Consider the following 14,181-nt stretch of genomic DNA (forward strand, 5'->3'; position numbering starts at 1 on the left):
TACTCTTTACGCAGCCAACTGTTTTAAAATGGGACTTATTTTAGCAAATTAGCTACAAAACATATCAGAGAGTTTTTTATGTCGAATACCTTTAGTCCTCCCAAGTCGCCAATTGTGATTGAACCAAAGCAATCTCAAGCTGAAAACTGTGTTATCTGGTTGCATGGTTTGGGCGCGGATGGTCATGATTTTGAGGGTATTTTGCCTCAGTTGGATTTACCACAGGAAGCGGCTATTCGCTTTGTTTTCCCAACGGCTCCCATACAACCGGTCACCGTGAATCTGGGTGACCCGATGACGGCTTGGTATGACATTAAAAGTTTGAACTTACTGGCTGAGACGGATTGGCAAGGAATTGCCCAAAGTGTTGAATATGTACATGTCCTGATTCAGGAACAATTGGATGCAGGAATCGACAGTCAAAATATACTGCTGGCAGGATTCTCGCAAGGTGGGGTGATAGCATTGTATGCAGGATTAACTTATGAGCGACCGCTGGCAGGCATCATGGCATTATCCACGTATTTTCCTGACCCTGAACAGGCATCTGAATTTTTACAGCCCAAGGCTGAACAAATGAATCTCTCGGTGTTCTACGGGCATGGTAATGCGGATCCTATTTGCCCTTTAGCGGCGGCTGAAGCTTCTAAAAACACGCTGGAGAAATTGGGGTTAGAGATTGAGTGGCATGTTTATCCGATGGCACACCAAGTCTGCTACGATGAAGTCAGGCACATTAGCCAGTTTCTCAAATCCTGCTTACTACAAGATTAGGGCTAAGAGATAACCATTCCCCCAACCTGGCAGATTTTTATTTGATCACGCGTTCAGATATTGAAGTTTGGGGTCGATACAGGTTAAATAGAAGTTAGAAAACACAGTTAAAAAGTCAAACACAACAAGGATTAGCACTAGGTTTTGTATGCCAAATGTCAGACGATTTTTCCGCTATGATGTCGAAATTCCGATCTACTTCGAAAAAGTAGAAGAATTGGATATTCTGAATCCCGTCTCAAGAACGCAGTTGATGTCGCAGCGGGAAGAAGTGCATTTGGCGGATTTGAACGACCAAATCAACAGCTATCTAGAGAAGGTGTTTACCGTCGACTCCAATATGATGCATATTTTCCATGTGTTGAATCATCGCATTGAATTTATGGCTTGGTTGTTGGATTGCTTAATCTCCAATCAAGACCCCTCTGCTAAGCATGATTACAAATTCCGTATTCGTGAAAATAATCGCATGCATTTTCCATCGATAAAAGACAACTCAAAAGTGAAGTCTTTGATTGAGGGGATGGATGACTGTATTTCAGCGCATTTGGCTGAGTTGATTGAGTCGGTTCAGAACAATATCGAAGGCAAAATTTTCTTATTCCCTCGTAAAACACAATCGCTGTTTGACCCAACCTTGTTTGTAACGAATTTGGATTCTTTGAGTGGTCAGGGCGTTGCAGCAGCAAAAGTGTTTGTGTTGATCATTGAGAAGCTGAATCTTTGGGAGAATGTTTTTATCCGGTTGAAGGAAAGTCGTGAGTTGATTTCCGATCCCGATAACTGGCCGTTAAGACAGGTGAATCTGTCGGCTGGCGGCTTCCGAGCGAAAACGGATGACTTGTTTCCTAAGTTTACGATGTTGAATGTGTTTATGCGATTGAAGGATGATATTCTCATCTGTCGAGGTAAGCTGGTCGCCAGTAAGCCTGCTAAGAATGCGAAAGAAGGCGAGCCTAAAAACGATTTATTAGTGGAGTTTGACTTTCTAAGCTTGGAGAACGCGAGAAAGATTACCTACTTCATTCAGCACACAGAACTCAAGCACGCGATGGAAATGGACTTTGTGTTGATGAAGTAGGGCGTCAGCGCTTAACTAACGTGATTCTTTTGTGTCGCGCGACTTTGTTGTGCCAAAGCAATCTTAACGCGATTGATTTCCACCAGTTTTCTTAGCCATTCTTCAAAATAAAGGTAGCGGTTTTCTGAGCGTTTCAACAACTCGCTGATGGTGATGCCCGGTTCATTCATCGCTAAGCCAATGGCTTTGAGTAGCAATTTGATGTGTTCCGTTTTCATTTCAGGAAACAAATCGAAATAGGTTACTTTGGTCAAAATCACAGCGTCCAGCGCACGGAACCATTGTGCAGTGGTAAGTTGAAAACGTTTGGTCAACTCTGGATAAGGGCCTTCTTTACGCATCTCGATCAGTTGCTTCAGGCGATAGTACTGAAGCAGGTCCGCCGCTGCTGGTCTCAGCAGATTCGGTAACGGGTCGAGAAACCCTGTTTCCATACTATGATTCGTACCTGGCATCTAGTGTCCTCTAAAACTCGTAATTAAGGCATTCATCAAGTTCAAATTCTTGAATCTTATGCTGTAAAAAATCTTGGTCACGACCATTTGGAAAATCGAAATTCACCGCGATACGTTCTTTGTACTGATCGTTGATACTGCGAATATCGACCACCGTTCCATCAAATTGCAAAACGCGCTTTTCATCTGGGAAAAAGAAGAATATATCGACGCGTTCAAACTCCTTGAAACGTTTGGTGAACAACATTGCTAGCCCGCAAGCACTAACGTTGCCTCTCACGGCTTTCCACTGGTCTGGGAAAAGACGCATAATGTTATCGTCGTTGATTTGGCGGTAAGCTTCCAAATAGGTTTCCATGAAGCCACACAGCGCAACAATTGCCTGAACCAGAGGGATCTTTTCAAACTGCTCTTTGGCGAAATGATCCAATATCTCGTCGATCTTAAAAGCAAAAGGCAAGTTGGGATCGGCTTCGAAATGTTGGTCAGTTGATTTGTCGATGCTCTCGACCATCGCACTCAAAAATCTCAAATATTTTTCTTCGATATGTTTGAAATAAGTATAGGTCTTAGGTGATGATTCTTTCAAGGCGTTGACCTTGGTGAACCCTTGCTTTTGTTGATTAACCGATAGCCAATAAGCCGGATCCAGGCGAGGATTGATCCCTCGGGAAATCTTCTCTGCACCTTGCCCGAAGAACTCTATGCAGGCTATAACTTCGGTAAACAGCTCGGTAATCAGAACTTTTTGATCTTGGACACGATCCAGCCAATACAAGGTGTCGCGTTTCTGCTGTGCAATCAGACTTTTAATTGTTGGCGGGAAATAGTCGATACCTGTTGCAAAGATTTCACGGTCTTTGATGGGAGAACTTGGCGCGATAAAAACCCTAACAGGCATATCAATACGGAAATATCGACGGGAGTTCTGTTTTAGAAACCAGGTTTTCATGCGATAAGTTGACTCTTAAATATAAACAATTGCTTAATTAAAGCAATAACCGTGCAAATTTGGGTTTTTACCTGCTTTATTTTCTTTTTACGCGGTAAATAGCAACTTCACCCAGTAGGTTTGGGATCAGTTTCATTAAAATACTGGATTCATGATAACGATTGACCACCGCTCTATCAACGACTTGGATGTGTTTTTCAGCGCACAAGTCTTCAAAGTCTTTGAAAGTACAAAGATGGATGTTCGGCGTGTCATACCAGGTATTCGGTAATGCATCATTTTGAGGCATACGGCCGTCCAATAACAGTTGTGCACGGTTGCGCCAATGCCCAAAGTTAGGGAAAGTGATAATGCTTTCTTTGCCGATTGTTAGCATTTGATCAAGCAAAATATCCGGGCGTCTGACCACTTGAAGCGCTTGAGTCATGATGACATAGTCGAAAGAATCTTCATCAAAATAGTCGTAGATGTCATGGCTGTTTAAGTTGCTTTGGATAACATTGATGCCTGCGGCAATGGCCTGGATATTCTTTTTAGGGTCGATTTCCATGCCATAGCCAGTGGTGTTGCGAGTCGTTTTCAGATAGCTCAGCAATTGACCGTCACCGCAACCAAGATCCAATACCCGGGATTCGTCTCGAATCCATTTTGAAATCAGTTTAAATTCAGGAGATAGTGTTGCTTTAGACATCTTGCTCTCCTTTTGCGGTTAAGTCCTTTTGCACAACTTGACTCAGATAGGTGCGGAAGACCTCTTCATAATGCTCGTTTGGTAGTAAGAAGGCGTCATGACCATGGCTTGATTCGATTTCGGCATAACTAACATCTGCATCGTTATCAAGCAGTGCTTTGACGATTTCATGCGAACGCTCCGGTGAAAATCGCCAATCTGTCGTGAAAGCGATAACCAGAAACTTCGCGGTAGCACTGGATAAGGCTTTTGTTAAGTCATCATCAAATTCGGACGCCGGGTCAAAATAGTCTAGTGCCTTTGTCATCAACAAATAGGTGTTGGCGTCAAAGTTCTGCTTGGTGGCGAATTTTTCACCCTGATAGCGCAAATAGCTCTCCACCTGGAACTCGACTTCAAAGTTATAGTTCAGTTTGCCTTCACGCAGTTCACGACCGAATTTCGTGCCCATCAAATCGTCGGACAAGTAGGTTAAGTGGCCGAGCATACGAGCCAGCGCCAAGCCTCTTTTTGGTGTGGTTCCGGCTTCAATGAAACGCCCGTCGTGGAATTCAGGATCAGTCATGATCGCGCGGCGAGCAACTTCGTTAAAGGCGATATTCTGCGCCGATAACTTAGGTGCAGAAGCAATCACGATAGCATGTTTGATTTTATCTGGGAAGTCGATTGCCCATTGCATGACCTGCATACCGCCCATTGAACCACCGATTATGGCTGACCAAGCGTCAATGCCTAAGTGTTGGCGTAGTTCATTCTGGCTGTTGACCCAATCTTTGCAGGTCACAATCGGAAAGTCAGGGCCGTAAACTTTTCCAGTTTCAGGGTTGGTGCTGGCGGGGCCAGATGAACCGTGGCACCCGCCGAGATTGTTGGAGCAGACAACAAAAAACTGGTTAGTATCGATAACTTTTCCAGGGCCAATATAGTCATCCCACCAGCCTGGGTTTTTATTCCCTTCATGAAAACCTGCCACATGCTGATGACCACTTAAAGCGTGGCATATTAGGATGGCATTGGATTTTTCTGCGTCAAGGGAACCATAAGTCTCATAAGCGATGTCGTATTCAGGCAATACGGAACCGCACACCATGTTTAAAGGTGTGGAGACATGCAAAGTTTGGGAACTGACGATACCGACCGATTTCATGGGCGTTATTTTACTCGATTCTATAGGGTATTAAGCAACTAATCCTTGCCCGATTTGTGCAATTGAACCGACAACAACGATTTGGATAAGTTTGATGACAAGAATCGCAACGAGAGGGGATAAATCCAGCCCGCCAATCGGAGGAACAACTCGTTGAAATGGACGCAATATTGGCTCCGCAAGTTGATAAAAAATTGCCACATTCGGATTGTAGCCTTGAACGACCCAGCTCAAGACAGCTTGAATGATGATTATCCAGAACATCATGTCCAATATCTGATTTAAAAGCTCGGTAACAGAATAGATGACAATCAGAAGGAAGCTGTAGTCACGCCCACCCAGCCAACCAATCAAGTAGGCGGAAACACCTTCAATTACCAGTGCGGTAAGTAGGGCGCTCCAATCCCAGCGACCTCTAAGGGTAAGGATTTTATTGAAAGGCACGCAAAGTGGATTGGTGACTTTGGCGATAAAAGTGACAATTGGATGGCGCCAATCAACATAAGCTGCTCTGAGTAAAAACCTCAGAATCAGCGAGAATACGATTAATCCGGCAATAAACTGGATTAAGAACAATCCGCCTTGACCTATTGGTGACATAATCTTCTCCGTTTGTGTATTTTGATACGACTGATCAAGTGTTTAATGCTGTTCTAATTTTTTCGGTGGCGGGCAGTCGGAAAGTTCATCTGCCAGCGTTTCCGCACGAAGTTTAGCACACATCATCGCCTCTGCAACAATGTCCTCCAGACGATTGCTTTCAAAAGATTGGATGGCTTTTTCAGTGGTGCCATTCGGTGAGGTTACGTTTCTACGTAACTGAGCACAGTCTTCTGAGCTTTCCAGCGCCATTTTTGCAGCACCAAACGCAGTTTGAATGGTCAGAATTCTAGCAGCTTGCTCACTTAATCCCATACCTTGAGCGGCTTTTTGCATAGCTTCCATAAATAGGAAATAATAGGCAGGTCCAGAACCAGAGACCGCTGTGACGGTATCTAAATCGGATTCAGTTTTGACCCATACGGTGATTCCAACCGCTCGAAGAATGTTTTCAGCCTGACTTTTTTGTTCTTCGGACACGAACTCGTTTGCGTAAAGTCCTGTAGCACCACTTTGAATCATCGCAGGCGTGTTTGGCATGCAGCGCACCACGGCAACCTTGCCGCCAAGCCAGCGTACAATATCAGTGGCACGAACACCAGCGGCAACAGAAATGATAAGCGGGTTTTTCTGTTGCATGGCACCACCGACTTCTGTGCAGACGTTCTGCAAAACTTGAGGTTTAATAGCCAGAACCACAATATCGGATTGCGCTACTGCTGAAGCATTGTCTTCCAGGCAGGCGATACCAAGTGTTTGGGAAATGGATTGTCTTTTAGATTCGTTTGGATCGGTGGCAATGATATTGGTGGCGGGAAAGCCACTGGCAATAAGTCCCTTGATCAGGCTAAGCGCCATGTTGCCCGAGCCGATAAAACTGATTTTGATATTAGAGTTCATTGTGTTAACCACTCCCTGTTGCTATTAGCGGTCAACACAATGGCATTTGATCAGCTCTAAAACTCTCCCCATTCATCGCAACTTTCCATTTCTAGTGTGGAAGGTGGCGGTGTTTGGGTGTCTGTATCGCTATGGAGAGTGATATCAGAAGCCGGTTTATGTGTTACCGCTATTTTTGGTTTGTCTGTGGAAGATTTTACCGAATTTGACGTCGCTGAAACAGTCTTTGTCACAGGTTTTGGTTGAGAAGTATGTCGGGTTTCTGTCCCACCCATGGCAATATCTTTTTCAAGGGCTGTGATTTTATCAATCACATCTAGGCTCATGGACTCAAGTTTATCCATTTCTTCAGTGGCTTTCTCAACGTCACCGACATCCACTAAATCCAGCACGGAACCGATGAAAGCATGCAGGTTTGAGTGAGCGTGTTCTAGTTCCGTATATGACGGTAAATGGCTCACGACTTTTCCAGGACCGTAAATCCATTTACCAAGAGCGCATTGAGTGCCATCGGATGCTGTGTTGCGATCAAAGTCAATATCCACATGGTTGATATAGGCTCTGACTTTGACACGCCATTGTCTGTGCCCTCGACGAGCACTTGAGAAGTCGAAGCCCATGGTTTCTGCGGGTGTGTAAAGGTGAGACATGAAATGGTTGATAGTGAAAGCCAATATAGTATGGTCCATCGCTTCAGCCATGTTGCCAAGTTGCTCTGCTGTTGCAGTTGATTCTTCAACCAAAGCCGCATTTTGTTGTACAGCGCCATCAATGCTTGTGATGGCTAAGTTAACCTGGTCGACACCTTCCGATTGTTCGTGGCTGGACGCCGCGATCTCTTCAATAATCTGGTTGACTTTATTGATGGATTCCGCAATACCATTCAATGCCTCTCCGGAGTTTTTGACATGCTGTGTTCCTTCGGAAACCTTCTGCACCGTATCCTCAATAAGGTTGCGGATATCTTTTGCTGCTTCCGCTGATTTACCAGCGAGATTACGAACCTCTCCGGCAACCACCGCAAAGCCTCGTCCATGCTCTCCGGCACGAGCCGCTTCAACCGCTGCGTTAAGTGCTAACAGATTTGTTTGGAAAGCGATGTTGTCGATCAGGCTGATAATATCGTTGATTTTTTGACTGGATTCATGGATTTGTTCCATGCTAGCAATGGCATTTTCCATCACAGTGACGCCACTGCCTGCTTGTTGAGCGCTGTGTTTGGTGACTTTGCTGGCTTCAATAGCATTGTCTGCGTTTTGTTTAACGGTGGAGGTCATTTGTTCCATGCTGGCAGCGGTTTCTTCAATGGAGGCTGCTTGTTGCTGTGTTCTGTCGTTCAGCTCAATGCTTGAGTTACTTATTTCAAGCGCGCTACCTTTTACGCTGTCTATGGCATTTTTGGTTTGCCCAATTAGAGAACCGAGATTATCGACAGCAACATTCAGTGCATCTTGCAATAGTGCAAAACGACCATGTGCAGGCGTTTCTATGTGGTGGTTTAATACACCATCAGCCATATCAGTAGCAACTTTAATGGCCTGGTTGATTGGCATTTCTAAAGCATCAATTAATTCATTGATGGATTCACTGACTTCACGGGTGACGCCCGATATTTTTGAAACATCAATTCGCTTATCTAGGATTCCAAACTTCATTAAATCAATAGTGTGTTTGACTTCTTCAAGGATGACAAGGTCTTGTGTACGATCTACCCATTCTACGAGCGTGCCAATACGTGATCCGGTACGATCTTTCATTGCCATAACGTGCAATTCAAAATGGAGATTACTGATTTTGATATTTGCCTTCATTTCATCAGGCATTTGATCAAGCATGGCTCGATTGTGAGCAGGATTTTTATGGAAAATATCTATGTTCGAGCCAATCAGGTTTTTGATATCAAAGCTGGGAAATTCTGATTTGATCTGTTCATACTTTTCTTCAAAAAGGTCTTTTAGCCGCTCGTTCATATAGGTGATGTTGTAGTTTTTGTCAGCAATCATCACATTGCAGTCGGTCTTATCAAGAACTAACTGCATTTGACGAGCCTTGTCTAGCTGTGAAGCCGCTTCTTCGCAGCTTGCTAGGTAAGCAAGTGAAACAGATTCCATACTTTTGATTAGTTTTCCAGATGACGATCTAGCATCAACATTTTTGGAATTTAATATGTCACCGCTAGCAAGTTGCAAAAGCTGTTTCGTGTACTTCGCATAGTTGCGTTCTTGCTTAAAACCAACCCAAATAAGAGAACCCAATAAAAGAGTAAGCCCTGCATATTCCAGTGTAACGTGGGCGCCTAAAAATTTGGTTGCGATGATAGGAAGGAGTGCAATCGTCGCAATGGACGGAAGTAGCGTTGTTAATTTGATGCCTGCGAATATATTGAGCTTTTGCCAGTTGATTCCGTAATAAATTTGTCCATAGTGAATATGGGCTTTGCCGGAAGCAATATCCTTATAGGCTTGTGTTGCAGCTTTCTTTTGTTCTTCATTAATGGCAGATCTAACCGACATGTAACCAATGGGTTTCCCATTTGCAAAAATAGGAGTGGCTTGTGCCAGAACCCAGTAAAATCCACCATTTTTTCGACGGTTCTTTACTAATTGACTCCAAGTAAGACCACTTTTGAGCGTTTTCCACATGTCCTCAAATACCACTGGTGGCACATCGGGGTGACGAATGATATTGTGGGGTTGTCCAATTAGTTCATTACGAGTGAACCCACTTGCTGCCTCAAAAGCATCATTACACTCAATAATATTTCCAACTAAATCTGTTTTTGAAACAAGGTGAATGCCTTGTGGAACTTTGTACTCTTCGTTAGTTATTGGCTGGTTATTTCTCATAAGCGTCTAAGAGCTTCCTTGTTAGGTACAAAAATCGGATGTTTAAAAATATAGCTTTTAGTCATACTGTCTTCAATATTGCCTGAATAACATTACTTTTTGTAGTGTTTTTTTGCTTAGATCACCATAAAACTTTTTTGGGGCGGATGAACTTAACTTATTGAATTTCATTAAAGTTCTAAAAAAACGGTCGATAAAAAGTTAAACAGAATAATAAATGCCGCTCACACGGACGTTCAAGCGCTCAATAGGATGTGTTGTTCTGACGGTCGATAATTCGATTTGTTTATGAACGAGTAGCGCTTAAGGCTAAAAGTGAGGTGTAGACCAGTGTCAAATTCAATCATGCCATCAAGTGAAAGTGTTTCAGATTTGCTCGGCCAAAGTGGTCGTGCTGCTACGGTTTTGTCAGAATTATTGAAGAACCGTCAGGATCATGAAGACGCCAACAACAAAAATAAGTCCGGTTTTCCGGTTTCGTCGTTATTGGATAGCTTTTCGCCTTCCAAGGCATTGCAACAGGCATCTTATGCTTCCAGCGCACAGACGCAGTATGCCTATAGCAATACCATGACCTTGAATCTCACCACGAAAGAAGGTGACCAAGTCAGTGTCGACTTCCGCCAGCTTTATGCCGAGTACAAATCCTATCAAACACAGCAAAGTGTCAAGTCAGGACCAAGCGGCGCCCGTTATTTTGAAAGCACACAAGCAATGGAATCCACAGCCTTTGAAGAACGTTTCGGTTTTTCGGTAAAAGGTGATTTAAATGACAATGAAATGAAAGCGATTTTTGATGTCTTTCAACAGGTGGATAATTTGGCAAATCACTTCTTTAAGGGCGACATTGAGAAAGCCTTCAAAAAAGCGGTGGATTTGAATGTTGATTTCGGTCAGTTGCAAAGTGTGAGTGTTAATTTACAGCAAACACAAACCTATGCGGCGAGTTACCAACAGGCAGCAGCCTATCAGCAACAAGGTAGCAGTGATGTTGCCAGTGCGAATGGCGCTACCCCTGGTTCTTCTGTTGTAGCATTGCCAGCGTATTTGCAAAAAATGCAAAACGTGGTCGATACCTTGAGTCAGCAGTTTGACAATGCCCGTCAGATTGCTGAAAAAATGCTTGCTGATGTGGTCGCATCACGTTTCCCTGAAGAAGGAACGCAGTCGATTATTTTGCAAAGACTTCAAGATTTGCATGATGCACTTATCAACAGAGTACCGTTGAGTGAAACGACATTGAAACCCAGCGGTATTGTGATCAATCCTAATAAGGAAACGGCTACGGATGCCGTGAATACAACGCCTGCTACCAATCAGGATGTTTCTGTCGCCTGATTGTTTGGTGTCAGCGATAAGCAATCAAAAACTGCCAGGTTGGGGGGATGGTCTGCCTCCAGCCATAACTATTTCCCAACGTTCAAAAATATCAGCCAAAAAAACTAGTCTATTTTGCTTAGCCCATTTACTATGAGTGTAAAAAATAATAAATGGTGGCACGCTTATGAGAACGATGCAGGATGCATTTGTCATTTTTTCGGTTGTTTTTACGCTCTTAATCACAGTGTTAGGGTTTTTCTGGTACCAAGTCTGGTGGACATTCGCTGTTTGGCTACCACTATTATTGCTTGGTGTGCATGACATCTTGCAAACCCAACATACCATTCTCAGACTCTACCCTGTTTTAGGTCATATTCGTTATCTATTTGAATCCATTCGTCCTGAAATTCAGCAATATTTCGTTGAAGATGATACCAATGGTAAGCCCATTAGCCGTGAATTCCGTTCCTTGGTCTATCAGCGTGCAAAAGGGGAAAGAGATACTATCCCGTTTGGAACGCAGTTTGATGTAACCCGTGTCGGATATGAATGGACGAATCACTCGCTTTTTCCCGTTGAAGCCATGGTGGAAGATCCAAGAGTGGTTCTTGGCGAAGGACGCTGCCGTTATCCTTACTGTTCTGCTCTGATTAATATTTCTGCGATGAGTTATGGCGCATTGAGTCAAAATGCGATTCGCGCACTGAACCTAGGTGCCAAGCTAGGTAACTTTGCACACAATACCGGTGAAGGCGGGCTGAGTCCTTATCATCTCGTGAATGGTGGAGACTTGGTTATGCAGATCGGCACCGGATATTTCGGTTATCGCACACATGATGGCCAATTCGACCACCATAAATTCACTCAAGCGGCAAAATTAGAACAGGTCAGAATGATTGAAATTAAGTTGTCTCAAGGTGCCAAACCTGGTCATGGCGGCCTGTTGCCCGGCGCAAAGGTGACGGAAGAAATTGCCGAGATAAGAGGAGTGGAAGTCGGAAAAGATGTGGTTTCTCCACCGATGCACAGTGCATTTGATTCGCCTATCGGGTTGTTGAAGTTTATAGAGGAATTACGAGAAATATCGGGAAAACCCGTTGGCTTTAAATTGGCGGTGGGGCGTACCGAGGAGTTTCTTGCACTTTGTAAGGCAATGCTGGTGACCAAAATTGTGCCGGACTTTATTACCGTAGATGGCGGTGAAGGTGGTACGGGAGCAGCTCCTATTGAGTTCTCTAACTCAATGGGCACACCGTTAAAAGAAGCGTTGTATATTGTGCATAACGGTTTGGTGGGCTGTGGCTTGCGAGATCAGATTCGTATTATCGCTTCCGGTAAGATATTGTCTGCTTTTCATTTGTTTCGTGCGTTGGCGCTGGGAGCGGATACTGTAAACTCCGCGAGGGGGATGATGTTCGCACTCGGCTGTGTTCAGTCATTACATTGCAATACAGATAAATGTCCAACGGGGGTCGCCACTCAAAATCCTAGACGTTCTAAAGCGCTCGATGTGCCAAGTAAGGCACAACGGGTTGCTAATTATCAGGGTTCTGTTATTCACCATTTCAAGCAAATGTTAGCAGCGGCGGGTTTGAGGTCAACAACAGAAATCAGTGCGAGTGATATTTATCGACGAGTCAGTGAAACACAAGTAAAGACTTTGGCGGAAATTTATCCGGTCATGCCTGCTGGCGCGTTGTTGGACGTCGACACCATTCCAGAGGATTGGCAAGGGTTTTGGGATAAGGCCAATCCGCATTTCTGGTCAGACTATCACAGCCAAGTCGTTGCAGAAGAAATGACGGGTTAAGTTAGGATTTACGGAGTGTTATAGTTTCGAGCACCGAAGATGTCGGTGCCGATGCGCACGATCGTGGCACCTTCAAGAATTGCGGCTTCCAAGTCGCCAGACATCCCCATGGATAAAGTATCCAATGTTTGATTCGGTAGCTGTTGTTGTAAGGTTTTTAGCAAATCTTTCATTTTCTTAAAGGGTTTGCGCTGTTCTTCCAACCCGGTTCGAGGCGAGGGGATTGCCATCAACCCGCGTAATTCGATGTTAGGCAACTGAGCAACTTCTTTTGCAACGGAAAGTAGTTCTGTTGGTGTGAAGCCTGACTTGGTTGCTTCATCATCAATATTGACTTCAAGCAGAATCTTTAGCGGCGGTAAATCTGTTGGGCGTTGTGCACTTAGACGTTGCGCAATTTTTAAGCGATCCACACTATGTACCATGGTGAAGTTTTCCGCAATGGGACGCGTCTTGTTGGATTGAATCGGGCCAATAAAGTGCCACTCCAAATCTGGGCGAACTTCGATTTTCTCCAATGCTTCCTGAAGGTAGTTCTCGCCAAAACAAGTTTGCCCGGCTTCCGCCAAAGTGATGATGTCTTCTATCGGTTTGGTTTTGCTCACCGCCAGTAATGAAACATGGTGATCAGGATCATGTTGACGGATTTTATCCAGCACTTGTTGATAGCGTTGTATCAGTTCAGGGTTCGACATGGAAACGTCTCTTTAACATTAAAAATTCATTATTCGGACATTATACAAGGGTTAGAATGAAGACGTCACACATGAAAATCAAGATGGCATGAGCATATGCAAATGAAAAAAATACAATCAAGTGATGTTAGCTATCCTTATGACGAAAAGATGGCATGTCAAGACTATGAGAAAATTAAACAAAGCCTGCAAATAGAGCTTTTGAAGTTGCAGCATTGGATGAGGCAGGAAGGTAAACGTCTCATTGTTTTGTTTGAGGGTCGAGATGCCGCCGGTAAAGGAGGAACCATCAAACGGTTCATGGAGCATTTGAACCCGCGTGGTGCGAGAGTGGTGGCATTGGAAAAACCGACAGAGACTGAAGAAGGTCAATGGTACTTCCAGCGCTATGTTGAGCATTTTCCGACAGCTGGTGAGATGGTGTTTTTTGACCGCTCCTGGTACAACCGCGCTGGTGTGGAACGTGTGATGGGTTTTTGTACCCCATTGGAGTTCACCCGCTTTATGCATCAGGCTCCTGAATTCGAGCGCTTGCTGGTTGAAGACGGCATTGTGCTCATCAAACTTTGGTTTTCGGTCGGTCAGAAAGAGCAGCTGAAGCGTTTCAAGGAACGTAAACACGATCCTTTGAAACAGTGGAAGTTAAGCCCAATCGATTTAGCGTCTTTGGATAGATGGGATGATTACACCCAAGCGAAAGAAGACATGTTTTTTCATACCAATACCGCCGATGCACCTTGGACGGTTATCAAATCAAATGATAAGAAACGTGCGCGCTTGGAAGCCATGCGCTGTGTGCTGAATCATTTTGATTATGCTGAAAAAGATTCAAAAGTTGTCGGTGAAGTTGACCCCCTTATTGTCACCAGTGGTGAAGCGATTTTTACCGATGATTGATAGGGCGGGTTGT

At 44.2% G+C, this 14,181-nt stretch carries 13 protein-coding genes; 5 read left to right on the forward strand and 8 right to left on the reverse strand.

Features of this window, described 5'->3' with window-relative positions:
• Window positions 1–78: 78 nt before the first annotated feature.
• On the forward strand, window positions 79–774 hold the full coding sequence (locus tag HVMH_RS02090; RefSeq protein ID WP_051623026.1) for an alpha/beta hydrolase: 696 nt from the start codon (window positions 79–81) through the stop codon (window positions 772–774).
• A gap of 148 nt (window positions 775–922) precedes the next feature.
• On the forward strand, window positions 923–1,855 hold the full coding sequence (locus HVMH_RS02095) for a hypothetical protein (protein WP_029910311.1): 933 nt from the start codon (window positions 923–925) through the stop codon (window positions 1,853–1,855).
• Window positions 1,856–1,866: 11 nt separating this feature from the next.
• On the opposite strand, the gene HVMH_RS02100 is transcribed toward HVMH_RS02095, so the two are convergent.
• The 7 genes from HVMH_RS02100 to HVMH_RS02130 form a co-directional block, all read right to left on the reverse strand.
• Complete coding sequence (locus HVMH_RS02100) at window positions 1,867–2,310, reverse strand: hypothetical protein (RefSeq protein WP_051623025.1); 444 nt, start codon at window positions 2,308–2,310, stop codon at window positions 1,867–1,869.
• Window positions 2,311–2,320: 10 nt separating this feature from the next.
• Window positions 2,321–3,262, reverse strand: coding sequence for a PilZ domain-containing protein (locus HVMH_RS02105; protein WP_029910304.1), 942 nt, complete (start codon window positions 3,260–3,262; stop codon window positions 2,321–2,323).
• 76 nt (window positions 3,263–3,338) lie between these two features.
• Window positions 3,339–3,953 carry a methionine biosynthesis protein MetW gene (gene metW / locus HVMH_RS02110; protein WP_029910300.1) on the reverse strand — a complete coding sequence of 205 codons (615 nt, stop codon included), beginning with the start codon at window positions 3,951–3,953 and terminating at the stop codon, window positions 3,339–3,341.
• On the reverse strand, window positions 3,946–5,100 hold the full coding sequence (metX, locus tag HVMH_RS02115) for a homoserine O-succinyltransferase MetX (protein ID WP_029910298.1): 1,155 nt from the start codon (window positions 5,098–5,100) through the stop codon (window positions 3,946–3,948). Before metX ends, metW begins: the two co-directional genes overlap by 8 nt.
• A gap of 30 nt (window positions 5,101–5,130) precedes the next feature.
• Complete coding sequence (locus HVMH_RS02120) at window positions 5,131–5,700, reverse strand: YggT family protein (RefSeq protein ID WP_029910295.1); 570 nt, start codon at window positions 5,698–5,700, stop codon at window positions 5,131–5,133.
• A 42-nt stretch (window positions 5,701–5,742) separates the two neighbouring features.
• Entirely contained in the window at window positions 5,743–6,600 is an 858-nt protein-coding gene (proC, locus tag HVMH_RS02125; protein ID WP_029910292.1) for a pyrroline-5-carboxylate reductase, read from the reverse strand.
• A 56-nt stretch (window positions 6,601–6,656) separates the two neighbouring features.
• Window positions 6,657–9,446 carry a methyl-accepting chemotaxis protein gene (locus HVMH_RS02130; protein ID WP_051623024.1) on the reverse strand — a complete coding sequence of 930 codons (2,790 nt, stop codon included), beginning with the start codon at window positions 9,444–9,446 and terminating at the stop codon, window positions 6,657–6,659.
• Window positions 9,447–9,776: 330 nt separating this feature from the next.
• Here HVMH_RS02130 and HVMH_RS02135 point away from each other — a divergent pair, with 330 nt between their 5' ends.
• Both HVMH_RS02135 and HVMH_RS02140 read left to right on the forward strand, forming a co-directional pair.
• Window positions 9,777–10,784, forward strand: a complete 1,008-nt coding sequence (locus tag HVMH_RS02135) for a hypothetical protein (RefSeq protein WP_155837669.1) — start codon at window positions 9,777–9,779, stop codon at window positions 10,782–10,784.
• A 166-nt stretch (window positions 10,785–10,950) separates the two neighbouring features.
• A complete protein-coding gene (locus HVMH_RS02140) occupies window positions 10,951–12,576 on the forward strand; it encodes an FMN-binding glutamate synthase family protein (protein WP_155988741.1) in 1,626 nt (541 codons plus the stop codon).
• A gap of 8 nt (window positions 12,577–12,584) precedes the next feature.
• On the opposite strand, the gene HVMH_RS02145 is transcribed toward HVMH_RS02140, so the two are convergent.
• On the reverse strand, window positions 12,585–13,271 hold the full coding sequence (locus tag HVMH_RS02145) for a YggS family pyridoxal phosphate-dependent enzyme (protein ID WP_029910279.1): 687 nt from the start codon (window positions 13,269–13,271) through the stop codon (window positions 12,585–12,587).
• Window positions 13,272–13,373: 102 nt separating this feature from the next.
• Between HVMH_RS02145 and ppk2 the strand changes: the two genes are divergently transcribed.
• Window positions 13,374–14,168 carry a polyphosphate kinase 2 gene (ppk2, locus tag HVMH_RS02150; protein ID WP_029910275.1) on the forward strand — a complete coding sequence of 265 codons (795 nt, stop codon included), beginning with the start codon at window positions 13,374–13,376 and terminating at the stop codon, window positions 14,166–14,168.
• Window positions 14,169–14,181 lie beyond the last annotated feature (13 nt).

The sequence above is a fragment of the Hydrogenovibrio marinus genome (genome assembly GCF_013340845.1).
Taxonomy (GTDB): domain Bacteria; phylum Pseudomonadota; class Gammaproteobacteria; order Thiomicrospirales; family Thiomicrospiraceae; genus Hydrogenovibrio; species Hydrogenovibrio marinus.

Bases quoted from the DNA above. Each gene is read 5' to 3' on its own strand.
- HVMH_RS02090 (WP_051623026.1), top strand. From the start codon at position 79: ATGTCGAATACCTTTAGTCCTCCCAAGTCGCCAATTGTGATTGAACCA.
- HVMH_RS02095 (WP_029910311.1), top strand. From the start codon at position 923: ATGCCAAATGTCAGACGATTTTTCCGCTATGATGTCGAAATTCCGATC.
- HVMH_RS02100 (WP_051623025.1), bottom strand. From the start codon at position 2,310: ATGCCAGGTACGAATCATAGTATGGAAACAGGGTTTCTCGACCCGTTA.
- HVMH_RS02105 (WP_029910304.1), bottom strand. From the start codon at position 3,262: ATGAAAACCTGGTTTCTAAAACAGAACTCCCGTCGATATTTCCGTATT.
- metW (WP_029910300.1), bottom strand. From the start codon at position 3,953: ATGTCTAAAGCAACACTATCTCCTGAATTTAAACTGATTTCAAAATGG.
- metX (WP_029910298.1), bottom strand. From the start codon at position 5,100: ATGAAATCGGTCGGTATCGTCAGTTCCCAAACTTTGCATGTCTCCACA.
- HVMH_RS02120 (WP_029910295.1), bottom strand. From the start codon at position 5,700: ATGTCACCAATAGGTCAAGGCGGATTGTTCTTAATCCAGTTTATTGCC.
- proC (WP_029910292.1), bottom strand. From the start codon at position 6,600: ATGAACTCTAATATCAAAATCAGTTTTATCGGCTCGGGCAACATGGCG.
- HVMH_RS02130 (WP_051623024.1), bottom strand. From the start codon at position 9,446: ATGAGAAATAACCAGCCAATAACTAACGAAGAGTACAAAGTTCCACAA.
- HVMH_RS02140 (WP_155988741.1), top strand. From the start codon at position 10,951: ATGAGAACGATGCAGGATGCATTTGTCATTTTTTCGGTTGTTTTTACG.
- HVMH_RS02145 (WP_029910279.1), bottom strand. From the start codon at position 13,271: ATGTCGAACCCTGAACTGATACAACGCTATCAACAAGTGCTGGATAAA.
- ppk2 (WP_029910275.1), top strand. From the start codon at position 13,374: ATGAAAAAAATACAATCAAGTGATGTTAGCTATCCTTATGACGAAAAG.